Here is a 23,124-nt window from a genome sequence, read left to right as displayed (position 1 = left end):
AGTCGTTCGCACCATGACCAACCCCTCCGATCCCGGCCTGGACGCGATCATGAGCGAGCGACGGCAGCTCATCAACCTGGCCTACCGGCTGCTGGGCTCGCTGGCCGACGCCGAGGACGTCGTCCAGGAGACCTACACCCGCTGGTACGCCATGTCGCGGGAGCAGCAGGAGGCCATCGAGTCGCCGGGCGCCTGGCTGACCAGGGTCGCCGGGCGTATCTGCCTGGACCAGCTCGGCTCGGCCCGCGCCCGCCGCGAGCGATACGTCGGCGAATGGATCCCCGAACCGCTCCCCGACCGCGCGGAATGGCCCGGCGACGACCCGGCCGACCGGGTCACCCTGGACGAGTCGGTCAACATGGCCTTCCTCGTCGTCCTGGAGTCGATGACCCCGGCCGAGCGGGTCGCGTTCATCCTGCACGACGTCTTCCGCTACCCCTTCGCCGAGGTGGCCGAGATCGTCGGCCGCAGCCCGGCGGCCTGCCGGAAGCTGGCCTCCTCGGCCCGCCACCGCATCGACGCCGGGCGCGTACCGGTGGCCCCCGTGGCCCGGCAGGCGGGCATCGTACGGGAGTTCAAGCAGGCGTGGGAGGCCAAGGACATCGACGCCCTCATCACGCTGCTCGACCCCGACGCCACCGGCGTCGCCGACGGCGGCGGCGTGGTCAGCGCCGTGCTCCGGCCGATCGAGGGCGCCGTCCGGCTCGCGCGCTACGCCTTGGGCATCGCCGACCGGGCGCCGGACATGACGCTGCTGGAACGCACCGTCAACGGCCGACCCGGCCTGGTGGCCCAGCAGGACGGCGTCACCGTGATGGTGGTCGCGTTCGACGTGGTCGGCGACCGGATCAGGCACATCTGGGCGGTCCGCAACCCCGACAAGCTCCGCCCCTGGACCACGGCTCACCTCACAAATCCGGACGCCGCGTCGTCGGACGGCTGAGGCACCGAGCCCAGAGGAAGTCCGAGAAGGGAAACCCCCATCATGTCCACGACGTCCGAGCGGGAAGATCTCCAGTCACGTCTGCCCGACCCCAGCCGGTTCTTCCCCGAGCTGGGCGACATCGCCACGGCCCTGACCAAGGCCACGTACAACGGCTCGATCCCGCGGTCCACCGTCGGCCTGGTGCAACTGCGCGCCGGGCAGATCGTCGGCAGCACGTACCACACGGTGCGGCAGGCCCAGCTCCTGCGCGGGGCCGGGGAGCCGGACGAGCGCGTCGCCGCCGTGGCGTCCTGGCGGGACGCCCCCTACTTCACCGGCCCCGAACGGGTGGCCCTGGAGCTGGTGGAGGCCGTCCTCACCGCGAACCCGTACGGGGAACGGGTCCCCGACGAGCTGTACGCCAGGGCGGCGGCCCACTACGACGACAAGGCGCTGTGGACGCTCATCCTGGCGATCAGCCAGATCTGCTTCTTCATCCCCGTGGCCGTGATCGCCAAGCCGATCCCCGGCAAGGCCCCCGGCAAGAACTACACCGGCTAGCGCCGGACCCCGTCACGCGGCCGGTTCGCGGGTGCCGGCGAGCAGGCGCCGGACCTCCTCCACGTCGGCCTTCCTGCCGTAGTCGGCGAGCTGGAAGGTCTCCTCCTCCGCGAACTCCGCCCAGTGTTCGAGCACGAAGGCCCGTCCCGCCGCCACGTCGCCGGCCGGGGGCGCCTGGTCCAGGAAGCCCCGCTGCCACGGCGCGAACTCCAGGAACTGGGAGGCGTGAGCCAGGCACGCGTCCAGCTTGGCGGTCAGGACCGGCGACACGTCCACCACTACGTCCGCCCGGTGCACGGGGGCGGAGGCGTAGTCGGTCATGAGCAGGCACAGCGGCATACGCTCCAGGGCCGGCTTGCCCACCTCAAGATTGCGCGTCATCGCGAACTCGACCGCGTGCGCGGCCAACTGCCCGGCGGCGCGGTTGTCGGGGTGGCCGCCTCCGTCGGCGTGCAGGGCGATCACCAGGTCAGGACGCCAGGCACGGATCTGCGCCAGCACCCGCAACCGCAGCTCGACAGTGGGTTCCAGCATGCCGTCGTGCACGTCGAAGATCTCGTAGTCGATCACGCCGAGCGCGTCGGCCGCCCGTACCGCCTCCTGGGCGCGGCGGCGGGCCAGCGGGCCGCGCTCCAGCTCGTGGTGCCCGGCGTCGCCGTTGGTGAGCGTCAGGAACTTCACCGCGTGCCCGGCCCGCGCGAGCAGCGCGGCCGTGCCGCCCGCGTAGATCTCGGGTTCGTCGGGGTGGGCGGCGATCACAAGGGTTCTCAACATGTGCGTCCTTAGGGGTTGGATTCGGTACGGCCGGCCGTACCGGCTTGGAAGACCCGCTTGCGGGTCAGGTCCAGGGCGTAGCAGAGGGCGCCGTCGAGCACGGCGTTGCCGCACGCGGCGCTGAGGGCGACGGTCACCGGCACCAGCGGCGTCGAGGCCAGGCGGTCGGCGACCCGCGCCCTGAGCGGCTCGCCCCCCGCCGCGCACAGCGGGCCGGCGAGCACCACCAGGCCCGGGTCGAGCACGCCGATCGCGGCCGTCACGCCGAGCGCCACCCGCGCGGCGGCGTCGTCGAGGAAACCGGGATGGGCGTCGGCCAGCGTCCGGCTCACGGAGGCCAGCGCGGGCTCGGTCGCCAGGCCGTGCGCCCGCGCGAGCGCGGCCAGCGGCTCGGCGCCGAGCAGCGCGCCGAGCGGCCCGCCGTCCTGGTCGTAGATCCGGCCGGTGGTGACGGGGTCGGGCACGATGACCGAGCCGACCTCGCCGCCGCGCCCGGTGACGCCGCGCCAGAGCGCGCCGTTCAGCACGACTCCCGCGCCGACCCCGCCGCCCACCCAGAGCAGCACGAAACTGCTGTCCTCGTGCTCCTGGAGCTCGCGGATGGCGACCAGGTTGACGTCGTTCTCCAGACGTACGTTGTCCGGCAGGTCGTCCAGGCCGGACCAGCCCGAGAGCTGCACGGCCTGCCGCAGCCGCCGGCCGTCGGCCTCCACCACGCCGGGCACGCCCACCACGACCTGGTCGAGCTCGTCCAGGTCGAAGCCGGCCGCGGCGACCGTCTCGGCCAGCAGCGGGCGGACGTCGCCGGTCGCCTCCGTACGGTGGTTGCCGAGCACCCGGCCGGTCAGGTCGGCGACCGACACCTCGATCGAGCTCGTGGTGAGATCGACCCCCGCCACGCGGGCGGCCGAGCCGTCGAGCCGCCACATCTGCGCGGCCGGCCCGGCGTTGCCCGGTTTGAGACCGGCCTTCATGGCCAGCCCACTGCCCTCCAGCCTGCGCAGCACCTCGGCCGCGGACGCCTTGGACAGGCCGGTGTGCAGTTCCAACTCGGCGCGGGTGAGGCCGCCGTGCTCCAGGAGCAGGGTCAGCGCGGCGCGCTCGTTGAGCGTACGGAAGACGGTGGGGTTTCCCGAAGACATGCCTACTTCAGCGCTCCTGATGTCAGCCCGGACTGGATATGTCGCTGGAAGACGATATAGATCAGCACGACGGGAAGCACGGTCATGCTGAGGGCCGCGAACAGTCCGGGCCAGTCGGCCTCGTACCCGGCGATGGTCGAGATGTCGGCCACGCCCTGGGTGATCACCCACAGGCTCTTGTCGCCGGGCAGCAGGACCAGCGGGATGAGGTACTGGTTCCACTGGCCGAGCACGTTGAAGATGGTCAGGCTGACCAGCGCGGGCTTCGCCATGGGCAACATGACCTGGAAGAACGTACGGGTGTGCGAGGCTCCGTCGATCATCGCCGCCTCCGCCCCGGCGTCCGGCAGCGCCCTGAAGAAGGACGTCAGGAAGAACACCGTGAACGGCAGCGAGTAGGCGATGTAGACCAGCACCAGGCCGACATGGCTGTTGAGCAGCCCGAACCCGTCCACCACGAAGAACAGCGGGACGAGCGCCAGGAAGACCGGGAAGGCCATGCCGGAGACGAACAGGAAGTAGACCAGCCGGTTGCCGGGGAAGCGGTAGCGGGCCAGCACGTAGGCGGCCATCGAGCTGAGCAACATCGTCCCGGCCACGCCGAAGAAGACCACGATGACCGTGTTGAGCAGGTAGCGGCCGATGTTGGCGCGCTCCCAGGCCCGGGCCCAGTTGTCCCAGCGCAGTTCGCCGGGCAGTTGGAGGGCGTCGCCGAAGATCTCCGCGTTGCTCTTGAAGGAGGCCAGCAGGGTCCACAGCAGGGGGGCGATGATGAGCAGCGCCCAGATCCCCAGGACAACCTGGATGCTGATTTTTCGGAACATTTCAGTAGACGACCTTCTGGCGACGGGTCACGCGCATCGTCAGCGCGGCGAAGGTGATGGTCAGGAAGAACAGTGCGACGCCCATGGCCGAGGCGTAGCCGAACCTGGAGTAAGAGAAGGCGTTCTTGTAGATCTCCGTGGCCAGTACGGTGGTCGCGCCGTCCGGGCCGCCCTGCTCCACCGACAGCACGTTGACCAGTGCGAACCCGTCGAACGCGGCGATGCCCAGATAGACCCACGCCACCTGGACGGTGTCCCAGACCAGGGGCAGGGTGATGGAGAAGAACATCCGCAGCCGGCCGGCCCCGACGAGGGCGGCGGCCTCGAACACGTCCTTCGGGATGGCCGCCATCCCGGCCGAGAACAGCACGACGTAGAAGCCGACCGCCTGCCACACCATCACCGCGATGATCGACCACAGTGCCAGGTTCTGGTCGGTCAGCCAGCCGACCGGCTCGACGCCCAGCTTCCCCAGCGCGCCGTTGAGCACGCCGCTCCCGTCGGGCCGGTACACGGCCTTGAACAGCACGCCGACCACCGCGACCGCGAGCACCTGCGGCAGGAAGAAGATCACCCGGTAGTACCGGGCGCCCGGCGTGCCCGCCGAGTCGCCCAGCAGGTACGCGAAGACCAGCGCGAGGGCGATGGTCACCAACGGCAACGTCACGAGCAGCACCGCGTGGTTGCGGACGGCCTGCCAGAACGTGTCGTTGCCGAACATCCGCTGGAAGTTGTCCAGCCCGACGAAGTTCAGGTTCGCCGACACGCCTCGCCAGTCGGTCAACGCGATCTGGAACGCCTGCACGTACGGGCTGATCACGAAGACCGCGTAGAGGATCACGGGAAGGGCGAGGAAGCCCGCGACGAAGCCGTGGCGTCTCATCTGTCAGACGCTCCTGGTCTGCTTGGCGATGGCCGAGTCGGCCTTGAGCTCGTCGGCCTTCTTCTGCATGTTCGCGCAGAACTGCTCGGGCGTGATGCGTCCGGACATGACCGAGTTGGTCTGGACCTGCCCGTGGTCGAACAGCTCCTTGTACCAGCCCTCGAAGCGGGCGTCGGTGATGATGTTCGTCCCGGCGGCCTCCTGGGCCTTGGCCGCGCTGCGCACCGCCGAGGTCAGGTCGAGGCCGTCCACCACGCCGTTCACGACGGTCAGGTTCTTGGTCATCTCGGTGTAGCCGCGCGCGCCCTCCCGCGACAACATCATGCGCAGGTACTCCAGGCCGCCCTGCGGGTTCTTGCCCTTGGCCGCCACGAAGAACGCCTCGCTGACCCCGATCATGATCGCCTCGTACGGCATCGCGTCGGCGGCGGTGATGCTGGGCACGGGGGCGATCGCGTACTCGAAGGAGTCCGGCCGGTCCTTGGCCATCTCGTTCTCCAGCCACGAGCCGCAGGGGTAGAACAGCACCTTGTCCTGAAGGTGCTTGACCTGCGTCTGGGTGTGGTCGAGCCCGAAGTACGCCTTGTCGCCGAAGTCGCGCTGCACCTGCGCCCACGCCGCGACGGCCTGCCGTACGGGCTCGGCCTTCCAGGCGCCGTCGGCGAGGTTGTCGATGTCGACGATCACCTTGTTGCCACCGATCTTGGCGGCGCTGTAGACCAGGTTCCAGAGCTGGTAGAAGGGGCCGACCTGGCCCGGGTAGGCGAACAGGGCGATGCCCGCCTTCTTCGCCTCCTCGCCGAGGGCGTTGAACTCCGCCCACGTCTTCGGCACCTGCCAGCCGCGCTTCTCGAACAGCTTGGCGTTGTACCACAGGGCCCGGTGGGCGACCGTGTACTGCAGCACTCGGGGCACACCGTCGATCAGCGAGTTCTCGTAGACGCCGCCGACCAGCGTGTCGCGTACCTTCTTGGCCGGGTCGACCAGGGAGGGGGCGTCGAACAGCGGCGTCAGGTCGGCCAGGTGCCCTTCGGCGACCAGCGACTGCAGGTCGAGGGCGTCGGGGCCGGAGTTGTTGACCACGTCGGGCGCGTCGCCGCTGATGAAGCGGGGGCGGAGCTGCGTGCCGACCTTCTGGGTCGGCACGTGCTTGATCTTGGCGGTCTTGTACGCCTTGCTGTAGAGGGCCTCGTGCAGGTCGGTCGCGTAGCCGTCGCCGTTGCCGCCGCTGAAGATCACGACTTCCAGCTGCCTGGCGGCGTCCACGCCGAGGGGGTTGGCGGCCGAGGTGGGAGCGGCCGAGGTGGAGGCGACCGGACCGGCGGAGCGGCCCGTGGCGCAAGCAGCGAGCAACCCGGCGCCCGGCCCCGCCGCGAGGGCGGTGAATCCGATACGTCGAAGAACCTCACGTCGGCTGGGGGTGGTGGACATGGGTGGCCTCCTTGACCGCCAACCGTCCGGATACCTTCCAGACGGTTGGCGGCTGACTCTAGACTTACCGCCCCACGTGCGTCAATACCTCTAGAACTGAGTTCGGAGGCGAGCCTTGGCCTCCTCGGAGGCCCCGATACGGTCCAGCCCGTTCAGCGCGGCCCCCACGATGGGCGGCTGGTCGGGGATGACCTGCTTGGCCAGCGGAGCCCGTACGGCGAACCGCTCCTCCAGCAGCGCGACCAGCAGCGGGATGCGGGCGTGCAGCACGCCCCCGCCCAGCACGACCTCCGTCGGCGTGTCCAGCAGGTCGAGCCGGCGCAGGCACACCTCGGCCATCACCACGATCTCGTCGGCCAGCCGGGTGACCAGCTCCAACGCGATCGCGTCAGCCGACGCGGCGGCCTCGAACACCCCGGGCGCGAGCGCGGTCAGGTGATGCCGCTCGATCTGCCCGAAATGCACCCCGAGCACCACCTCCTCGACCGTCCGCGTGCCGAAATGCGCCTTGACCAGGTCGGCGAGCGCGGTCGGCGCGCCCCGGCCGTCCTCGGCGCGGATGGCGTGCCACAACGCCTCCTCCGCCAGGCCGCCGCCCCCGCCCCAGTCGCCGCTGATCTTCCCGAGCGCGGGGAAACGGGCCACCTGGCCCGTGGGCGAGACGCCGACCGCGTTGATGCCCGCGCCGCACACCACCGCGACCCCGCTGGGCCCGGACGCGCCCGAACGCAGCAGCGCGAAGCTGTCGTTGCCCACGACGACCTCGGCCGCCATGCCGCGCGCGCGGAACTCGGCCGCGAGGGCCTCCTCCTCCACCGGCAGGTCGGCCCCGGCCAGGTAGGCGTAGAGCTGGTCGGCGTACGGGGGAACGGCCCCCGGGCCGAGCGCCCGCCGGACGGCCTCCTCCACGACGTCCACGGCCGCCGGCACGCCGACGGTCTGCGGCTCGAACGGGCCGCCGTCGCCCTGGGCGAGGACCGTGCCGTCGCCCGAGAGCACGACGACGTGCGTCTTGCTGTTGCCCGCGTCCACGGCGATGATCACCATGGCAGGTACCGCTCGTTCGCCTCCAGCAGCAGGTCGGTCAGCTCGCCCGCGATGGCCTCCTGGCCGATCAGCGGGTGGGCCAGTAGCGCGTTGCGCACCCGGTCCGCGCCGCCGTTCAGCGCCGCGTCGAGCGCCAGCTCCTCGTACGCGGAGACGTTCGCGATCAGGCCCGCGTACAGCGGCTCGACCGGATCGACCGGCAGCGGCGCCGCCCCGGACGCCGAGACCCTGGCCGGAACCTCGATCACCGCCTCGTCACGCAGGAACGGCAGCGTGCCGTTGTTGCGGGTGTTGACCACCTGGACGTCGCCACGGTCGCCGAGCAGCGAGGCGATCAGCGCGACGGCCGCCTCCGAGTAGTAGGCGCCGCCGCGCTTGTCCAGCAGGTCAGGCTTGGTGTCCACGGCCGGGTCCGCGTACAGCTCCAGGAGCTGCGTCTCCATCGCCGCGACCTCGGCCGCGCGCGACGGCTTGGCACGCTGCTCGGTCACCACCAGGTCGTGGGCGTAGAAGTAGCGCAGGTAGTAGGAGGGGACCACCTGGAGCCGGCGCAGCAGTTCCACGGGCAGGCCGAGGTCGTCGGCCAGCTCCGGCCCGTGCTCGGCGATCAGCTTCGGCAGCACGTCGACGCCGTCGACCAGGACCGACCGCTCCCACGTCAGATGGTTGAGCCCGACGTGCCCGAGCTCGACCCGCTCCGGCGCCACGCCCAGGTGCCGGGCGAAGCGGCGCTGGAACCCGATGGCCACGTTGCACAGGCCGATCGCGCGGTGCCCGGCGTCCAGCAGCGCCCGGGTGACGATGCCGACCGGGTTGGTGAAGTCCACGATCCAGGCGTCGGGCGCGTGGGCGCGTACCTGATCGGCCAGGTCGAGCACGACCGGGACCGTACGCAGGGCCTTGGCCAGCCCGCCCGCCCCCGTCGTCTCCTGTCCGACGCAGCCGCACTGCAGCGGCAGCGTCTCGTCCACGTTCCGCGCGGCCTGGCCGCCCACCCTGAGCTGGAAGAGCACGGCGTCCGCGCCCGCCACCCCCTCGGCCACGTCGGCGGTGGCGACCACCCGCGCCGGGTGCCCGGCCCTGCGCAACATCCTGCGGGACACGCCCGCCACCAGGTCCAGGCGCGAGGCGTCCGGGTCGATCAGGGCGATCTCGGTGAGCGGCAGCTCGTCGCGCAGCCTGGCGAAGCCGTCGATGAGCTCGGGGGTGTAGGTCGAACCGCCCCCGATCACGGCGAGTTTCATGTGAACTCCTAGAATTAGGAAACTTTCCTAACCGACGAACCTACCCGACCGCCGCCCGCCCGACTCCTCCCGACCCCCGTTCGCGAAAAGTTCCCCTCGCCGTGTAGAGAACCCGCCGTCGGCTCCGACTCCCTGGTGAAGGCGCCGCAAGGGCGCCACGAAAACAGGAGGCGAACCGGGATGGGCAAGGTCACATGCGACATGGGGACGTCGGTCGACGGCTACGTGGCGGGGCTGAACCAGAGCCTGGACAACCCGTTCGGCGAGGGGGTGGGCGACCGGCTGCACGAGTGGATGTTCGAGGAGCCCGAGCGGCACGCCGAGGTGATCGAGCGCATCACGGCGGCCGGGGCGTTCATCATGGGCCGCAACATGTTCGACCCCGGTCGCGGCGACTGGGACCTGGGCTGGACCGGCTGGTGGGGCGAGGAGCCGCCGTACCACGCGCCGGTGTTCGTCCTCTCCCATCACCCGCGCGAGCCGCTGCCCATGAAGGGCGGCACGACGTTCTACTTCGTCACGGACGGGATCGAAGCCGCCATGACCCGGGCCCGCGAGGCCGCGGGGGACCGCGACATCTCCATCGCCGGCGGCGCCGCCACGGTCAACCAGTACCTGGCCGCCGGTCACATCGACGAACTCCGCCTGCACGTCGCCCCCGTGATCCTGGGCAGGGGCGAACGCCTTCTGGCCGACGCCGGCGACATCACCCTCACCCCGGCGGCCCCGCCCACGGGCACCGACCTGGTCACCCATCTGACGTACCGGGTGGTCCGCTAGGGACGTTCCTTTCCAGGTCGGCCCATACGACACGGTGGCCGTGCGGTTCGGCGACGTGCGTGCCGCTCCTGACGGACAGTGCGGCCACCAGGCCGAGGCCGCGACCTGACTCCCGCAGGGACCCGGCGTCCAGGGGGGCGAAGCGCGGCTCTCGCTCCGCCGTCCCGGGGTCGACCACTTCGAGGCGTACGAACCCGTCCCCGATCCCGAGCAGCACCGTGACCCAGTCACGCTCGGGCCCCGGCGGCACATGCCTGACCGCGTTGGTGACCAGCTCTGAGACGACCGTCAGCGCATCGTCCCGAACCGCCGGATCGACATCGTCCAGCCAGCGCCGAATCGTCTGCCGGCTTTCTCCGGGGGCTCGGTCGCCGCGCCTCAGCGTCATGCCTTTCCAGCTGGAGACGGTCTGGAGAAGTGACATGAATTCCCTCCAAAGCGAATCCGAATGTTGCTTGCGACAAAAGCGCTGTCGCCCGGGATCCAGCATGAACGGGCGCGCGATGGCATGGCACTCACACCTCGCGAAATCTGGCCGACAAGGAATGACGCCTGGCATGTATTGATTGTCGGAAGGACGTCGCAGTAGCCTTCCGGAAGGCAATCCCCTTGCTCTTGAACTGCGGAGACGCCATGACTCCCGATGTCGGCGACCATTTGTCACCCAGAGCACGTTTCGCTCGTGACCTCGCAGAACGACGTAAAGCGGCTCGAATGACACAATCCGCACTTGCTCTACGCATTCTCTGTCACGAATCACTCGTCAGTCATGTCGAGAAAGGTAGACGGGTCCCCACGCTGGAATTCGCTCGCGAGGTGGACAAGGCGTTCGGCGCCGACGGCCATTTCGCCGGCCTCCACGAGCGCATCTCTCAGTCACCCGCTCTGGGCTGGTTCGCACGGTGGGTCGAGGAGATCGAACCGCAAGCCGTCATCATGTACTCGTGGGATCCGCTGCTGATCCCCGGCATCTTGCAGACCGCCGGCTATGCCCGCGCCATCTTCTCCACTGCCGCCCCGCCGGATCGCGTCGAAGAGCGAGTCCAAGCCCGCATACAGCGCATGAGAATCTTCGACAGCAACAGCCCTCTGGCCTTTCTCGCGCTCATTGACGAAGGAGTCCTGCACCGCCCGATCGGAGGGCCTGGCGTCCTGGCGGAACAGCTCCGATACCTGCTGGATCTCACCTGCCATCCCCGCATCACCATGCAACTGGTGCCCGTCGCCGCCGGTTGTGTGGCCGGCACCATGAGCGCGTTCGCGCTGGCACGGCTGCGTGACGGTTCGGAGGTGGTCTCTGCTGACTCGGTCCTCTCCGGTCAAGTCACTGGAGATCACGAAGCGGTCATGCGCCTCAAGCAGCGGTATGACACCATCAGAGCGGACGCACAGCCGAAGAACGTCACACCACGGGCGATTGAGGATGCGATCAAAAAATGGACCCTGTAGACCTCGGCGGAGCGGAATGGCGTAAGTCCAGCGCCAGCGGCGACAACGGACAGTGTGTCGAGGTCGCGACCAACCTCCCGGGGATCATCGCCGTCCGTGACAGCAAGAACCCGCAGGGCCCAGCGCTGATCTTCACTCCTGAGGAGTGGAAGGCGTTCCTCCACGGCGCCAATCAGGGCGAGTTCGCCATCTGAGGCAGACGTCTGTCGCTTCGGAGTCGGGTTCGTCCGAGGGGCGCGGGGACCGGTAGTCCCCGCCGGGGGTGTGGGCTTGCCCTCACAAGGACACAGCCTGAGCTCACCGCGCCCATTGGCGAAGCCCTGCATGGCCCACACGAGAACCGGATCCGTCCTATCGGGTGAAAGGGGGTGTTCAGCCCGAAGAACGGAGCCGAGAGTTTGACGCAGGACACCGAGGTGGACGACGCGGAGGTGATCAGACGTGCCCGCAGCGACCCCGCCGCCTTCTCGGCGTTGTACGACCGGCACGCCCCCGCGCTCCACAGATACGTCACCCGCCGCCTGGGCGATTCGCTGGCCGACGACATCGTGGCCGAGACGTTCCTGGACGCCTTCCGCCGCCTGGCCCGCTACGACACCGCCCACCGCGACGCCCGCCCCTGGTTGTACGGCATCGCCGCCAACCTGATCGGCAAGCACCGCCGTACCGAGATCAGGGCCTACCGCGCCCTGGCCAGGACGGGTCTCGACGCGGTGGCCGAGAGCTACGCCGACCGGGTGGTGGCCCGCGTGTCGGCCGGGGCGGCGCACCGCGAGCTGGCGGGGGCGCTCGCGACGCTGTCGCCGCAGGACCGCGAGGTGCTGCTGATGATCGCCTGGGCCGACCTCAGTTACGAGGAGGTCGCCCGCGCGCTCGGCGTCCCGATCGGGACCGTGCGTTCGCGCCTGCACCGCGCCAGGAGGAAGACCCGGGCGGCCCTGGGCGGCATCGACCCGTCAGCCGTCCACGACGCCGCCCCCTCAACCACTCACGACGCCGCGCCCTCAGGCATCCACGACACCGACGAGGAGGACCCCGGCCGTGGACGATGACCTCACGCTCCTGCGCGAGCTGCGCGCGGACGCCCCCGAACCCGACGCCGACCGCCTGCGCGCCGTGCGCGCCCGAGCCCTCGCCCCGGCCCGGCTGCGGCGCCGGTTCTGGGCGGTGCCGTCGCTGCTGGCCGCCGCGACAGCCGCCGCCGTCGTCGTCGTGGCGGTGAACGGTTCCCACACCTCGGCCCCCGCTCCGCCGGGCGCCGTGACCACCATGCCGGTACGGGCCGAGACGGTGCTGCGCCAAGCCGCCCTGGTGGCCGAGGGACGCCGGAAGTACCACGAGCCGCGCCCCGACCAGTGGTTGTACCGGAAGGATCTGGTCAAGCAGCCCTTCGAGGAGCAAAGCACGGTCGGGGAATCCTGGACCCGGTACGACGGCACCCGGTACGCGTACCGCCAGAACGGCGGCTCCATGGAATCCCTGGACATCACCCCCGACCCGGACGACGACGACCTGACACCCCGGCAGTACGCGGCCAAGTTCGCCGACCTGCCCACCGATCCCGCCGCGCTGCTGGACCACGTCAGGGGCGACCGTCACTGGTCGACCCTGCCGAAGGGGGCGGAGGCCGAGCAGCCGGACGCGCGGGCGTTCCGCGTGTTGTCGGTCTACCTCGACGCGGGTGTCCCCATGCCGCCGCAGGTCGAGGCCGCCATCTTCCGTGCGCTCGCGGAGCTCCCCGGGGTGCGGGTGGACCTCGGCGTACGGGACGCGGCGGGCCGGGCGGGGATCGGCATCGCCTACGAGCCCGCCGGTTCCGTCCCCGGGGGGCCGATGCGGGACGCGCAGGGCCGGATCGTCTCGCGGTCGTACCTGGTGCTGGACGCCGCGACCTACCGCTTCCTCGGCAGGCGCGTGGACACCCTCCAGGACGAGGTCATCGGCGGTGAGGTGACGGCCCGCAAGGGCACGTTCTACGCGAGCGCCGACCTGGCGACAGGCGTGGTGGACGAACCAGGTCAGATCCCCTGACCGACCCGCGAGCGGCCCGCGAGCAGGCGGGCCGCTCGCAGGCCGCGCGACCGGAAGACCGTTCGAGTCGCAGGCCGCGCTACGGACGTGCGCCCAGGCGGTCGACCCAGCCCATCTCCTCGTACGCGGTCTGGATCAGCGGCTCGGACCGCCCCGGCGGGCGGAGCTCGTAGGCGAGCAACCGCGCCGTCGCGACCTCCACGACCAGGCGCGACTCGCCCGCGCCCTCACCGCTGCCCGGCGTGGTCAGCGCCAGGGCAACGCCGGTACGGCCCAGCGGGTCGGTGACCTCGCCCAGCGACCTGATCGCGGGCTGCTCCGCGAGCACCCGATACAGGGAGGAACGGGTTCCCGGGCTGATGGGACCGGAGAGCAGGTCCTGCGCCGTCGCCCACACATAGGTGGTGAACGTCGGCTTGCCGGGCCACCAGTCACCGGCCTTCTCCTCGTCGAACAGCCGCCGCAGCAGGCTCGCCAGCTTCTCCTCGTCGGCCGGGAGCTCCAGCAGTTGCCGGAGTGTGTAGCGGTGGGTGCCGATCAGGAAGCGGAGTTGCATGTCGTAGTCATTGCTCGACGGCTTTCCCCCGCTCAGGTCGGGGGAGCCGAGCCGCCTCCATCGAGCCTCGTCCTCGGGGGAGGCGAAGGTGACCTTCGGGTCCTGGCGGGTCACGGTCCGGCTGGGCGCACCCCGGCGGGCCGCGTACCAGGTGTCCTGGGTGTTCGTCAGCCTGGCCGAGAACGGTGGGTTCTTCGCCTGCGGGTGGCGTACCGGCTGGGTGGTGCGCGCGCGAACGTGCCAGTACCGGCCGGAGGCGGCGGGCCCGTGCCCGGCGGACTCGGCCGCGGCCAGCAACACGGACCGTGCGTCCAACGCCTGGCGCGCTCCTGCCGAGGACGCCGGCGTACCGGCCGGAAGGGTGCTCAGCGTACCGGTCGGAAGGGCGCTCGGCGGCGCGCCCGCGGGGCCGATCCCGGTGCCGCCGAGGATCACGACGGCGGCCGCCGAGGCGAGCAGCGCGCCCGCGGCGGCCCGCGTCGCGGTGCGGATCCGCCTGGCCCGGCGCCCTCGTCGCACCAGCGCGGGCACCGGCGGGGCCGCGGGCGTGGGCATGGGCTCTTCACGTTGGGCGAGAACACGCAGTGCCCGTGCCAGGAGTTCCTGGTCGTCCTTCATCGTGCTGCCTCCTGATCTTCGCGCAGAGCCGTACGCAGGCGCGCCATCGCTCTGGAGTGCTGGCTCTTGACGGCGCCGACCGAGCAGCCGAGTACGGCCGCGACCGCCTTCTCCGTCAGGTCCTCGTAGTGCCGCAGCACCACCACCGCCCGTTGCCTGGGTGACAGGGCGAGCAGGGCGCGACGCAGGTCCTCGTGCGGCTCGTGGAACTGCTGGCGGGGATCGGTGTGCTCGGGCGGACTGGCGGTGGGCACCTCCCGCCGTCGTCGCCGCCACCGGCTGACGTTGCCGTTGGCCAGCATGCGCCGCAGGTAGGCGTGCGGGTCGGCGGAACGCACGCGCCGCCAGTGGACGTACAGCCGCACCAGGCAGTCCTGCAGCAGTTCCTCGCCCCGGTGCCGGTCGCCGGCGAGCAGGATGGCGACGGCCATGTGCCTGTCCCAGGCCGCCGCCACGAAGGCGGCGTAGGAGGCGTCGTCGGATTCACTCACACGGCCTCAACGCGGAAGTGGGCCGGGAAGGTTTACCCCGGAACACGAAAAGGGCGCGCCCCCGGAATGGGAGGGCGCGCCCGTCAGGGTCGGCGCAGGGTTACCAGTCGCCGCCGCCGAAGTCGCCACCGCCGAAGTCTCCGCCGCCGCCGAAGTCGCCCCAGCCGCCGCCACCGCCGCCGCCGAAGTCGCCTCCGCCGCCGAAGTCGCCGCCGCTGAGGTCGCCCCCGCCGCCGCCGTCCTGGTAGCCCTCGGCGTAACCGGCGCCGTAGCCGCCGTAGCCGCCGTGGAACATGCTGCCCATCATCGTGCCGATGAACATGCCGGTCATGATGTCGCCGAAGCCGCCGTAGTAGCCGTAGGCGTACGGCTGGTAGGCCGGGCCCGCGTCGTAGTAGGGGCGACGGTGACCGTCGACCATGACCTCGCGCATCTGCGGGTCGAAGCCGCGCTCCACGGCCTCGGCGTCCATCGCGCAGGCCGGTACGTCGCGCACCGCGCCGCCGGGCGGGGACCAGCGCACGTCACGCACCGACGGGCCGTGCTGCGGGTTGAAGAAGCAGGGGGCGCGCCGCTCGGGGATCGGCTGGTTGTTGACCTTGGCCTTCACCACGGCGAGCGCGTAACGGCCGTCCTCGAGGGTCTGGGTGACCTCGCGGACCTGGTCGGGCCGCTGGACGGCGTTGAGCTGCGTCTTGGCCTTCTCGTAGGAGTCGAGTGCCTGCTGCCACTCGGTGATGTTCCCGCCGCCCTGGCCGGCGAGGGTGACGTCGGTGTCGAGCGCGGTGATCTCCTCGCCCAGCTTGGTGACGTCCTCCTCCACGGTCTGCTTGACCGCGGCGAGGTCCTTGGCCTCCTGGATGGCGCGCTTCTTCTTCTTGTTCTTGGAGTAGAGGAAGTAGCCGCCGCCGCCGACCACCACGAGGCCGAGCAGGGCCACCAGCGCGAACGTGCCGCCGGCGCCGGGGTTGGCCTGGCTGCTGGTGCCGAGCGCGCCGCTGCGGTCGTTCTTCTCAGCGGCGTCCACCCGGTTGGCGAAGTCCTTCACGCCCGCCACGATGTCGCCGGAGTTGGCGTTCGTCGAGAGCTTGACCAGGCGGCCGGCGAGGTTGTTCGGCAGGGCGTTGGACGCGGCGAACATCGTCTCGCCGTCGAACACGACGACCGTCACCTCGGGACGCCCGGCGGCCATCAGCGCCTTGCCCAGCGACGAGAGGTACGGCCCGACTGTGGAGTTGTCGAAATTGCCGTCGGGCAGCGCGACAGCGTAGATCTTGCTGTCGGCGTCCTTCAGCGCGTCATTGATGTCACTCTGCTGGCTGGAACTCAAGGGGGAGCCCGACACCACGTAGAGCGGGGCGTTCTTCCAGTTTTGCACCACAGTCTGTGCGTCAGGTGGCGCCGCCGCCGCGTTGGCGGCAGGGGACAGCGTTAGAACGACGAACAGCCCGGCGATCAGAGCCGCGATCGCGGCCCCTGCTCGGCGCAGCGAATGGGTCATTGGCAGCAAGCCTCCTTCGCCCATGAGGACGAACGGGCGGTCGGCAAAGTTCCTCACTGGGCACGTTACCTGGCCGGGACGGCTCGAAAGCACCGGGGAGCGGGCTCAGGCGTCCTTGATCTCGCAGATCGTGGCCCCCGACGTGACGGTCTGGCCGACCGCGGCCGACAGGCCCGTGACCGTGCCCGACTTGTGGGCCGTCAGGGGCTGCTCCATCTTCATGGCCTCCAGCACCACGACCGTGTCGCCCTCGCTCACCACGTCGCCGTCGTTCGCCACGACCTTGACGATCGTGCCCTGCATCGGGCTGACCAGTGCGTCGCCCCCGGCGGCGGCGTGCTTCCGTGCGCCGCCCGCGCGGCGCGGCGCCTTGCCCGCGGCCGGAGCGGGGCCCGCCGTGCCGAGCCCGGCCGGGAGCACCACCTCGATGCGCTTGCCGCCGACCTCGACCGTCACCGTCTCCCGTACGGCCGGCGCGGCCGGTGCGGTGGCCACCTCGCCCGCGTACGGCTCGACCGGGTTGTCCCATTCGGTCTCGATCCACCGGGTGTGCACGGCGAACGGCTCGGAGGTGAACGCCGGGTCGGTCACGATCGCCCGGTGGAAGGGCAGCACGGTCGGCATGCCGTCGATCTCGAACTCGGCCAGCGCCCGCCGGGACCGGTCGAGCGCCTCCCGGCGGGTGCGCCCGGTCACGATCAGCTTGGCCACCAGCGAGTCGAACGTCTGCGGCACCGTCATCCCGGCCTCGTAGCCGGAGTCGAGCCGTACGCCGGGGCCGGCCGGGGTGCGCATCGCGGTCAGCGTGCCGGGGGCGGGCAGGAAGTTGCGGCCGGGGTCCTCGGCGTTGACGCGGAACTCGATCGAGTGGCCGCGCAGGACCGGGTCGTCGTAGCCCAGGAGCTCGCCGTCGGCGATCCTGAACATCTCGCGGACCAGGTCGATGCCCGCGACCTCCTCGCTCACCGGGTGCTCGACCTGGAGCCGGGTGTTGACCTCCAGGAAGGAGATCGTGCCGTCCTGGCCGACGAGGAACTCGCAGGTGCCGGCGCCGACGTAGCCGGCCTCCTTCAGGATGGCCTTGGAGCTGGTGTAGAGGAGGTCGATCTGCTCCTGCGACAGGAACGGCGCAGGGGCCTCCTCCACCAGCTTCTGGTGGCGGCGCTGGAGCGAGCAGTCGCGGGTGCTGACCACGACGACGTTGCCCTCGTGGTCGGCCAGGCACTGGGTCTCGACGTGCCGGGGGCGGTCGAGGTAACGCTCGACGAAGCACTCGCCCCTGCCGAAGGCGGCCACGGCCTCGCGTACGGCGGACTCGTACAGCTCGGCGACCTCCTCCAGCCTGCGGGCGACCTTGATGCCGCGCCCGCCGCCGCCGTACGCGGCCTTGATCGCGATCGGCAGGCCGTGTTGCTCGGCGAACGCCACGACCTCCTCGGCGCCGGAGACCGGGTCCTTGGTGCCGGCCACCAGCGGCGCGCCGACCTTCTGCGCGATGTGCCTGGCCTGCACCTTGTCGCCCAGAGCGGCGATGGCGGCCGGGGGCGGGCCGATCCAGACCAGGCCCGCGTCGATGACGGCCTGCGCGAATGCGGCGTTCTCGGCCAGGAAGCCGTAGCCGGGGTGCACGGCGTCGGCGCCGGAGCGCGCGGCGACGTCGAGCAGCTTGGCGATGTCGAGGTAGGTCTCGGCGGGGGACTGCCCGCCCAGCGCGTACGCCTCGTCGGCCACCCTGACGTGCAGGGCGTCGATGTCTTGGTCGGCGTAGACGGCCACGCTGCCGATCCCCGCGTCCGTGCACGCGCGGGCCACCCGTACGGCGATCTCGCCGCGATTGGCGATCAGAACCTTCCGCACCGACCTTCGTCCCTTCCTCAGTGTGTGCTCAACGGCCGAGGTACGCGCCGCCGTTCAGGTGCAGCACCTGCCCCGTCATGTGCCCGGCTCCCGCGGAGGCCAGAAAGAGAACGGTATCGGCCACGTCGGAGGGGGTGCCAGGGCGTCCGTTACGCGTGTTCTGCACGCGGGCCGCGACACCCTCCTCCGTGAGCCTTCCGCGGAAGAACTCCGTCTCCACCACGAGCCCGGGGGCCACGACGTTGGCGGTGATGCCTCTCGGACCCAGCTCGGCGGCCAGGTCGGCGGTCCAGGATTCGACGGCGGCCTTCGCGGCGCCGTACGAGCCGGACCCGGTGCCGCGCGCGGCGATCGAGCCGATCGACACGATCCGGCCGCCCTTGCCCATGCGGGGCGCGAGCGCGGTCGTGACCAGCACGGCGGACAGCAGGTTGGCGTTGAGGTTGGCCCACCACGCCTCGGCGACGTCCATCAGGTCCTCGGACTGCCGGCGTTCCAGGTTGGTGTTGCCTCCGGCGTTGTTGACCAGGACGTCCACGTGCGCGGGCAGACGGTCGAGCGCGTCCTTGACGGCGACCGGGCTCGCGGCGTTGAACGGCACGTACGCAGCCCCCAGCCGTTCGGCGGCCTCCTTCAGCACGTGCTCGCGGCGGCCGGTGATCGTGACATGGTCGCCGACCGAGACGAACGCCTCGGCGACGGCGTAGCCGATCCCGGTGCCGCCACCGGTCACCACGACCTCGCGCATGAGCGGATCACTCCTTAGATCCGAATAATCCTCTGGACGACCATAGCCGCTCGGCATAACGGGGGCGACGGGCGGTGGCCCGCTTTATGGTGAGGGCGCTTTCACCAGTTCCAGGAGGTATGCATGAGCCAGAGTATGCTCGGCGGCAACCCCGCGGAAATGCAGCAGATGGCCAGCCAGTTCAGGCAGCAGTCCGAGGCGCTCCGCACCATCATGACCGCGCTCGACGGCGAGGCGGCCAAGGTCGGCACCGCGTGGACGGGCCTCGGAGCCCAGCGTTTCAATCAGGCCTGGCAGAACTACCGCACGGCCTTCCAGCGGATGACCGAGGAGCTGCAGGAGGCTTCGCGGGTCATCGACACGTACCAGCGGAACATCGAGTCCGCCACGCAGTGAGCACGGACGGGGCCCTGGCCGGTCGCCGGGGCTTCTTCCGTGGTGAGGGTCATTCCTCTCAGATCCGGGCAGGCTACGCTCTTTCCCCATGATTGGTCGCGCCTTGGCGGCGAGCGTGCTCGCCCTGCAGTTCGCCGCGGTGCCGGCGCAGGCCGCGCCCGAGAGGTGCACGCCCAAGAGGGCCGTCATGGCGGTCGGTGAGACCTGGGCCCAGCGGCGGCTCAACGTGCAGCGGGTGTGGCCGCTGACCATGGGCCAGGGCGTCACGGTCGCCGTCATCGACAGCGGTGTCGACGAGACCCATCCCCAGATCAGGCTGAGCGGCAAGGCCGACCTCACCGGCACGGGCTTTCGCGACTGCGTCGGCCACGGCACCGCGGTCGCCGGGATCATCGCCGGCCAGCCGCGCGGGGACGTGCCCTTCCACGGCGTCGCCCCCAGGGTCAAGCTCCTGTCGATCAAGCAGGTCAACGGCGACAGAGGCGACGTGGGGCTGCTGGCCAAGGCCATCAGGACGGCCGTGGACGAGCACGCCGACGTGATCAACCTCTCGATCGACGCCCCCGACACCCCCGACCTGAGGTCGGCCGTCAACTACGCGCTGGACAGCGACGTGGTGATCGTCGCCGCCGCCGGCAACCTGACCAAGGACGACGGCACGTCGGCGCCCTCCTACCCCGGCGCGTACGAGGGCGTGTTGTCGGTGGGCTCGGCGACGCCGGACGGCGGGCGTTCGCAGTTCTCCAACCCCAACGCGGTCGGCGTGCTCGGCCCCGGGGAGGGGATCAGCTCGACCTGGCCGCTCAAGGGTTACCAGTCCGCCCTGAAGGGCACCAGCTACGCCGCCCCGTACGTGACGGGGGTGGTCGCGCTCGTCCGCGCCCGCCATCCCAAGCTGAACGAGCTCCAGGTGCGCAGGCGTATCACGCTGACCGCCGACGGCGCGACGGGGGCGGGCACCGGCGCCGGGATGGTGAACCCGCTGCTCGCGGTGACCGCGGTCCTGCCCTCGGAGCAGGTGGCGGTGGCCGCGCCGGTGCCGCCGCCGCTGCCCGTCACGGCGGTGCACAAGGCCGTACCGCCGGACCGGCGGTCGATGGAGGTCGCGACGGTGGTCGCGGCGGGCGGGCTGGCGCTGGCCAGGGTGGTGATGGCGGCGTGGGTGTTCGTGCCCATGGGACGCAGGCGGCGCCGGCTGCCCGGAGCGCCGCCGGATATCGGGCGAATTGACGGTTAACTGTACGAGTGGTCAACCGAAACCGCTGATGCTTATGGGGCTTATTTGGTTAAATGTCTCTCGATCATGACACATGCCTGAAAGGACGGTCATGGTGGAGAAGGACTCCTCCCGGGCGCCCGTACCGGAGCGGATCGGCGGTCACGAGATCGTGGGCCTGCTGGGGCAGGGCCCGCGTGGCGCCGTTCACCTGGGCAAGGAGTCCGAGGACGCCGATCCGGTCGCGATCAAGACGCTGACCGCCGATCCGGCGGCCGACCCCGACTTCGTGGACCGGCTCCAGAGCGTCACGCGGGTGTCCAGCTCGTACGTCGCCCGCACGCTCGACGCCGGCGTCCAGGACGGGCTGCTCTACGTCGTACGGGAGCACGTCGAGGGCCGTTCGCTGGCCGAGACCGTGGCCGCCGACGGCCCGCTGACCGGCGACGCGCTCGAACGTGTGGCGGTGGGCATGCTCACCGCGCTGACCGCGGTGCACCTGGCCGGGTTCGCGCACCGGGGGCTCACGCCGTACAACGTGATCCTCACCGGCGAGGGGCTGCGGGTCACCGACATCGAGATCGGCGACCCGGCGGGCGAGATCGGCTACCGCGCGCCCGAGCAGATCAACGGCCTGCAGTACGGGCCCTACGCCGACGTGTTCGCCTGGGCCGCGACCGTGGTCTTCGCCGCCACCGGGTCCGCGCCGTTCGGCCAGGACGCGCACGCCGTGCTGACCGGCGAGCCGGAGGTGGACGGGCTGCCGGAGCCCTTGCGCCAGACGGTGCTCGCGGGGCTGGCCAAGGACGTCTCGGGACGTCCCACGACGTACACGGCGCTGCTGCGTCTGCTGGGCGACGACAAGGCACCGATACCCACACCGCCCCTGGAGGACGCGGCGGTGGAGGGCGCGCCGGCCCAGGGCGTGCCGGTGGAAGGTGTGCCCGTCGAGGGGGTGCCGGTGCCGATGCCGCCGGTCGAGCCGCCGGCCCTGGTCACCCTGATCGATGGCCAGCCCTTGGCACCGGGTCAGCCGCCCATCCCGGGACAGCAGCCTTTGGGGCCAGGGCAGCCGCCAGCGCCGGGTCAGCAGCCAGCGCCGGGTCAGCCGCCAGTGCCGGGTTCGCCGTTGGTGCTCCCTCTGGCCGTCGAGGGCGCTCCCGCCCCGCACGGCCCGGGCCCGCACGGTCCCGCCCCGCACGGCCCCGGCCCGCACGATCCCCCGCCTCCCGGCTTCCTCCCGGAGGGCGCGCTGCCCCCGGGCGCGTTCCCACAGGGCCCGATGGCGCACGACCCGATGCAGCCCGGCCAGATGCAGCTCGGCCCGATGCAGCCCGGTCCGATTCCTCCGGGGGCGTTCCCGCAGGGGCCGATGGCGCATGACCCGATGCAGCCCGGTCCGATCCCCCCTGGCGCTTTTCCTCAGGGGCCCATGCCGTACGAACCCATGCAGCACCCGCCGGTACCGGCGCAGGCCGCCTGGGGGCCGCCGCCCGGCCCGCCGAGCCCGCCTCAGGAACAGGTCCAGCCCGCCGCCGGCCCCGGGAACGCCGCCGCCGCGACGCGCAGGCCGTTCCCCATCGGCCTGGTCGCGGGCGTGATCGCGGTCGTGCTGCTGTCGGCCGTCGGCCTGTGGGGCGCGAGCCGCTACTCCTCCAGCGTCACCTTCGAGCCCGCCGCGGCGGCGGGCGCGCCGGTCACGCCGGACGCGGCCGGCGCCCAGCAGGCCGTGACCGTCGCGCCCACGCAGCCCCAGGCCGAGGTCACCGTGCCGTGGGCGGCCACGCCGTCCCCGGACGACAACGCCGTGGGCCCGCTGGTGCTGCCGAGCAACGGCCCCACGGACGGGGCGGGGGTGCCGGTGCTCACCTCGGTGCCGACCATGCCGGCGACGCCGCCGGTGGTGGTCCCGACGGACCGGCCGACCGCTCAGGAGAAGAAGACGGCCAGGCAGCCCAAGCCGAAGACCACGGTCACCAAGACCGTCAGGCCGACCCCGACGCAGCGGCCGACCACCCAGCGGCCGACGCAGAAGCCCACCCAGAAGCCCACCCAGAAGCCCGCGGAGAGGCCGACCGCGGAGCCGACCCAGAAACCGACCCAGAAACCGACGCAGAAGCCGTCGGAGAAGCCCTCGGAGAAGCCGACGCAGGCCCCGGCGCCCACCAAGACTTCGGCGGCGCCCGCGGTCGCGCCGAAGCAGAACCCCTACACGGCGACGCAGGTCTGCGGGTCCGGCTTCGGGGTCCAGCGGTCGAGCTCGTTCAGTGGCGGGACGACGTACCAGCTCTACAACAACAGCACGGGCCAGAACTGCGTGGTCACCATCAAGTCCGGCGCCGACGTCGGCCGGGCGACCCCGATGAGCGCGACCCTGGAGGTGCAGAACGGCCCGAGCAGCACCGACAGCGGCAACTACGAGTACTACGCGGGTCCGGTCAAGCTGCCCGCCGCGGGCAAGTGCGTGCGCTACTCGGGAAGCTCGGGTTCCGGCAACACCAGCGCGGGGTGGGCCAACTGCGGCTAGTGAGCCGGCTTTGAGATTCGGTCGCAGTAGCGACAGATACGGTCGATGATCTGGTCGGCGGTCTTGGTCCAGCGGAACGGCTTGGCGTTGTCGTTCCAGAGCTCGATCCATTCCTCCAGCGTG

Annotated in this window: 23 protein-coding genes; 10 read left to right on the top strand and 13 right to left on the bottom strand. The window is 71.1% G+C overall.

The window, feature by feature from the left end:
* The first annotated feature begins 13 nt into the window (after window positions 1-13).
* Window positions 14-943 carry an RNA polymerase sigma factor SigJ gene (gene sigJ / locus DMB42_RS40410; RefSeq protein WP_125644322.1) on the top strand — a complete coding sequence of 310 codons (930 nt, stop codon included), beginning with the start codon at window positions 14-16 and terminating at the stop codon, window positions 941-943.
* A gap of 42 nt (window positions 944-985) precedes the next feature.
* Complete coding sequence (locus tag DMB42_RS40405; RefSeq protein WP_125644320.1) at window positions 986-1,486, top strand: carboxymuconolactone decarboxylase family protein; 501 nt, start codon at window positions 986-988, stop codon at window positions 1,484-1,486.
* Between the two features lie 12 nt (window positions 1,487-1,498).
* On the opposite strand, the gene DMB42_RS40400 is transcribed toward DMB42_RS40405, so the two are convergent.
* From DMB42_RS40400 to DMB42_RS40370, 7 genes are all read right to left on the bottom strand, one after another.
* Entirely contained in the window at window positions 1,499-2,260 is a 762-nt protein-coding gene (locus DMB42_RS40400) for a PIG-L deacetylase family protein (protein ID WP_125644318.1), read from the bottom strand.
* A gap of 8 nt (window positions 2,261-2,268) precedes the next feature.
* Window positions 2,269-3,402, bottom strand: coding sequence for an ROK family protein (locus DMB42_RS40395; protein WP_125644316.1), 1,134 nt, complete (start codon window positions 3,400-3,402; stop codon window positions 2,269-2,271).
* A gap of 2 nt (window positions 3,403-3,404) precedes the next feature.
* Window positions 3,405-4,226 carry a carbohydrate ABC transporter permease gene (locus DMB42_RS40390; protein ID WP_125644314.1) on the bottom strand — a complete coding sequence of 274 codons (822 nt, stop codon included), beginning with the start codon at window positions 4,224-4,226 and terminating at the stop codon, window positions 3,405-3,407.
* Window position 4,227: 1 nt separating this feature from the next.
* A complete protein-coding gene (locus DMB42_RS40385) occupies window positions 4,228-5,109 on the bottom strand; it encodes a carbohydrate ABC transporter permease (RefSeq protein WP_125644312.1) in 882 nt (293 codons plus the stop codon).
* Between the two features lie 3 nt (window positions 5,110-5,112).
* Window positions 5,113-6,540, bottom strand: coding sequence for an N-acetylglucosamine/diacetylchitobiose ABC transporter substrate-binding protein (ngcE, locus tag DMB42_RS40380; RefSeq protein WP_125644310.1), 1,428 nt, complete (start codon window positions 6,538-6,540; stop codon window positions 5,113-5,115).
* Window positions 6,541-6,630: 90 nt separating this feature from the next.
* A complete protein-coding gene (locus DMB42_RS40375; RefSeq protein ID WP_125644308.1) occupies window positions 6,631-7,587 on the bottom strand; it encodes an N-acetylglucosamine kinase in 957 nt (318 codons plus the stop codon).
* The gene (locus DMB42_RS40370) at window positions 7,581-8,831 is read right to left on the bottom strand and encodes a 6-phospho-beta-glucosidase (protein WP_125644306.1); all 1,251 of its coding nucleotides are present in this window, start codon (window positions 8,829-8,831) and stop codon (window positions 7,581-7,583) included. The genes DMB42_RS40375 and DMB42_RS40370 overlap by 7 nt, the downstream gene beginning before the upstream one ends.
* Before the next feature lie 180 nt (window positions 8,832-9,011).
* On the opposite strand from DMB42_RS40370, the gene DMB42_RS40365 reads away from it, so the two are divergent.
* The gene (locus DMB42_RS40365) at window positions 9,012-9,611 is read left to right on the top strand and encodes a dihydrofolate reductase family protein (protein WP_125644304.1); all 600 of its coding nucleotides are present in this window, start codon (window positions 9,012-9,014) and stop codon (window positions 9,609-9,611) included.
* Here the strand turns inward: DMB42_RS40365 and DMB42_RS40360 are convergent.
* Window positions 9,580-10,035, bottom strand: a complete 456-nt coding sequence (locus tag DMB42_RS40360) for an ATP-binding protein (protein ID WP_185845118.1) — start codon at window positions 10,033-10,035, stop codon at window positions 9,580-9,582. The two genes, DMB42_RS40365 and DMB42_RS40360, sit on opposite strands and share 32 nt — an antisense overlap.
* Window positions 10,036-10,244: 209 nt before the next feature.
* Between DMB42_RS40360 and DMB42_RS40355 the strand changes: the two genes are divergently transcribed.
* The 4 genes from DMB42_RS40355 (at window position 10,245) to DMB42_RS40340 (ending at window position 13,091) form a co-directional block, all read left to right on the top strand.
* Window positions 10,245-11,060 (top strand): helix-turn-helix transcriptional regulator, encoded by an 816-nt coding sequence (locus DMB42_RS40355; protein ID WP_125644300.1) that lies wholly within the window; start codon window positions 10,245-10,247, stop codon window positions 11,058-11,060.
* Window positions 11,048-11,254, top strand: a complete 207-nt coding sequence (locus tag DMB42_RS40350) for a DUF397 domain-containing protein (RefSeq protein ID WP_125644298.1) — start codon at window positions 11,048-11,050, stop codon at window positions 11,252-11,254. Before DMB42_RS40355 ends, DMB42_RS40350 begins: the two co-directional genes overlap by 13 nt.
* Before the next feature lie 204 nt (window positions 11,255-11,458).
* Window positions 11,459-12,112, top strand: coding sequence for an RNA polymerase sigma factor (locus tag DMB42_RS40345; protein ID WP_125644296.1), 654 nt, complete (start codon window positions 11,459-11,461; stop codon window positions 12,110-12,112).
* A complete protein-coding gene (locus DMB42_RS40340; protein WP_125644294.1) occupies window positions 12,102-13,091 on the top strand; it encodes a CU044_5270 family protein in 990 nt (329 codons plus the stop codon). Before DMB42_RS40345 ends, DMB42_RS40340 begins: the two co-directional genes overlap by 11 nt.
* A 79-nt stretch (window positions 13,092-13,170) precedes the next feature.
* Here DMB42_RS40340 and DMB42_RS40335 read toward each other — a convergent pair whose 3' ends face one another.
* The 5 genes from DMB42_RS40335 to DMB42_RS40310 all read right to left on the bottom strand — a co-directional run bounded on the left by DMB42_RS40335 (window position 13,171) and on the right by DMB42_RS40310 (window position 18,862).
* The gene (locus tag DMB42_RS40335; RefSeq protein ID WP_125644292.1) at window positions 13,171-14,265 is read right to left on the bottom strand and encodes a hypothetical protein; all 1,095 of its coding nucleotides are present in this window, start codon (window positions 14,263-14,265) and stop codon (window positions 13,171-13,173) included.
* Entirely contained in the window at window positions 14,262-14,756 is a 495-nt protein-coding gene (locus DMB42_RS40330) for a SigE family RNA polymerase sigma factor (protein WP_125644290.1), read from the bottom strand. The genes DMB42_RS40335 and DMB42_RS40330 overlap by 4 nt, the downstream gene beginning before the upstream one ends.
* Before the next feature lie 100 nt (window positions 14,757-14,856).
* Window positions 14,857-16,137: a hypothetical protein gene (locus tag DMB42_RS53730; RefSeq protein WP_260478226.1), complete on the bottom strand. Its 1,281-nt coding sequence runs from the start codon at window positions 16,135-16,137 to the stop codon at window positions 14,857-14,859.
* A 225-nt stretch (window positions 16,138-16,362) separates the two neighbouring features.
* On the bottom strand, window positions 16,363-18,114 hold the full coding sequence (locus DMB42_RS40315; RefSeq protein WP_125644288.1) for a biotin carboxylase N-terminal domain-containing protein: 1,752 nt from the start codon (window positions 18,112-18,114) through the stop codon (window positions 16,363-16,365).
* A gap of 28 nt (window positions 18,115-18,142) precedes the next feature.
* Window positions 18,143-18,862 (bottom strand): SDR family NAD(P)-dependent oxidoreductase, encoded by a 720-nt coding sequence (locus DMB42_RS40310; protein WP_125644286.1) that lies wholly within the window; start codon window positions 18,860-18,862, stop codon window positions 18,143-18,145.
* A gap of 123 nt (window positions 18,863-18,985) precedes the next feature.
* Here DMB42_RS40310 and DMB42_RS40305 point away from each other — a divergent pair, with 123 nt between their 5' ends.
* From DMB42_RS40305 to DMB42_RS40295, 3 genes are all read left to right on the top strand, one after another.
* A complete protein-coding gene (locus tag DMB42_RS40305; RefSeq protein ID WP_260478225.1) occupies window positions 18,986-19,258 on the top strand; it encodes a WXG100 family type VII secretion target in 273 nt (90 codons plus the stop codon).
* An 88-nt stretch (window positions 19,259-19,346) separates the two neighbouring features.
* Window positions 19,347-20,495, top strand: a complete 1,149-nt coding sequence (locus DMB42_RS40300; RefSeq protein WP_125644284.1) for a S8 family serine peptidase — start codon at window positions 19,347-19,349, stop codon at window positions 20,493-20,495.
* A gap of 73 nt (window positions 20,496-20,568) precedes the next feature.
* Window positions 20,569-23,001 (top strand): serine/threonine-protein kinase, encoded by a 2,433-nt coding sequence (locus tag DMB42_RS40295; protein WP_125644282.1) that lies wholly within the window; start codon window positions 20,569-20,571, stop codon window positions 22,999-23,001.
* Window positions 23,002-23,124: the final 123 nt, after the last annotated feature.

This window comes from Nonomuraea sp. WAC 01424 (assembly GCF_003947315.1).
GTDB lineage: Bacteria > Actinomycetota > Actinomycetes > Streptosporangiales > Streptosporangiaceae > Nonomuraea > Nonomuraea spiralis.
The sequence above is the reverse complement of the archived record's forward strand: the minus strand, read 5'-3'. Positions and strand labels throughout refer to the sequence as shown.

Excerpts from the sequence above, each read along its gene's own strand:
- sigJ (WP_125644322.1), top strand. The coding sequence starts at position 14 with ATGACCAACCCCTCCGATCCCGGCCTGGACGCGATCATGAGCGAGCGA.
- DMB42_RS40405 (WP_125644320.1), top strand. The coding sequence starts at position 986 with ATGTCCACGACGTCCGAGCGGGAAGATCTCCAGTCACGTCTGCCCGAC.
- DMB42_RS40400 (WP_125644318.1), bottom strand. The coding sequence starts at position 2,260 with ATGTTGAGAACCCTTGTGATCGCCGCCCACCCCGACGAACCCGAGATC.
- DMB42_RS40395 (WP_125644316.1), bottom strand. The coding sequence starts at position 3,402 with ATGTCTTCGGGAAACCCCACCGTCTTCCGTACGCTCAACGAGCGCGCC.
- DMB42_RS40390 (WP_125644314.1), bottom strand. The coding sequence starts at position 4,226 with ATGTTCCGAAAAATCAGCATCCAGGTTGTCCTGGGGATCTGGGCGCTG.
- DMB42_RS40385 (WP_125644312.1), bottom strand. The coding sequence starts at position 5,109 with ATGAGACGCCACGGCTTCGTCGCGGGCTTCCTCGCCCTTCCCGTGATC.
- ngcE (WP_125644310.1), bottom strand. The coding sequence starts at position 6,540 with ATGTCCACCACCCCCAGCCGACGTGAGGTTCTTCGACGTATCGGATTC.
- DMB42_RS40375 (WP_125644308.1), bottom strand. The coding sequence starts at position 7,587 with ATGGTGATCATCGCCGTGGACGCGGGCAACAGCAAGACGCACGTCGTC.
- DMB42_RS40370 (WP_125644306.1), bottom strand. The coding sequence starts at position 8,831 with ATGAAACTCGCCGTGATCGGGGGCGGTTCGACCTACACCCCCGAGCTC.
- DMB42_RS40365 (WP_125644304.1), top strand. The coding sequence starts at position 9,012 with ATGGGCAAGGTCACATGCGACATGGGGACGTCGGTCGACGGCTACGTG.
- DMB42_RS40360 (WP_185845118.1), bottom strand. The coding sequence starts at position 10,035 with ATGTCACTTCTCCAGACCGTCTCCAGCTGGAAAGGCATGACGCTGAGG.
- DMB42_RS40355 (WP_125644300.1), top strand. The coding sequence starts at position 10,245 with ATGACTCCCGATGTCGGCGACCATTTGTCACCCAGAGCACGTTTCGCT.
- DMB42_RS40350 (WP_125644298.1), top strand. The coding sequence starts at position 11,048 with ATGGACCCTGTAGACCTCGGCGGAGCGGAATGGCGTAAGTCCAGCGCC.
- DMB42_RS40335 (WP_125644292.1), bottom strand. The coding sequence starts at position 14,265 with ATGAAGGACGACCAGGAACTCCTGGCACGGGCACTGCGTGTTCTCGCC.
- DMB42_RS40310 (WP_125644286.1), bottom strand. The coding sequence starts at position 18,862 with ATGCGCGAGGTCGTGGTGACCGGTGGCGGCACCGGGATCGGCTACGCC.
- DMB42_RS40305 (WP_260478225.1), top strand. The coding sequence starts at position 18,986 with ATGAGCCAGAGTATGCTCGGCGGCAACCCCGCGGAAATGCAGCAGATG.
- DMB42_RS40300 (WP_125644284.1), top strand. The coding sequence starts at position 19,347 with ATGATTGGTCGCGCCTTGGCGGCGAGCGTGCTCGCCCTGCAGTTCGCC.
- DMB42_RS40295 (WP_125644282.1), top strand. The coding sequence starts at position 20,569 with ATGCCTGAAAGGACGGTCATGGTGGAGAAGGACTCCTCCCGGGCGCCC.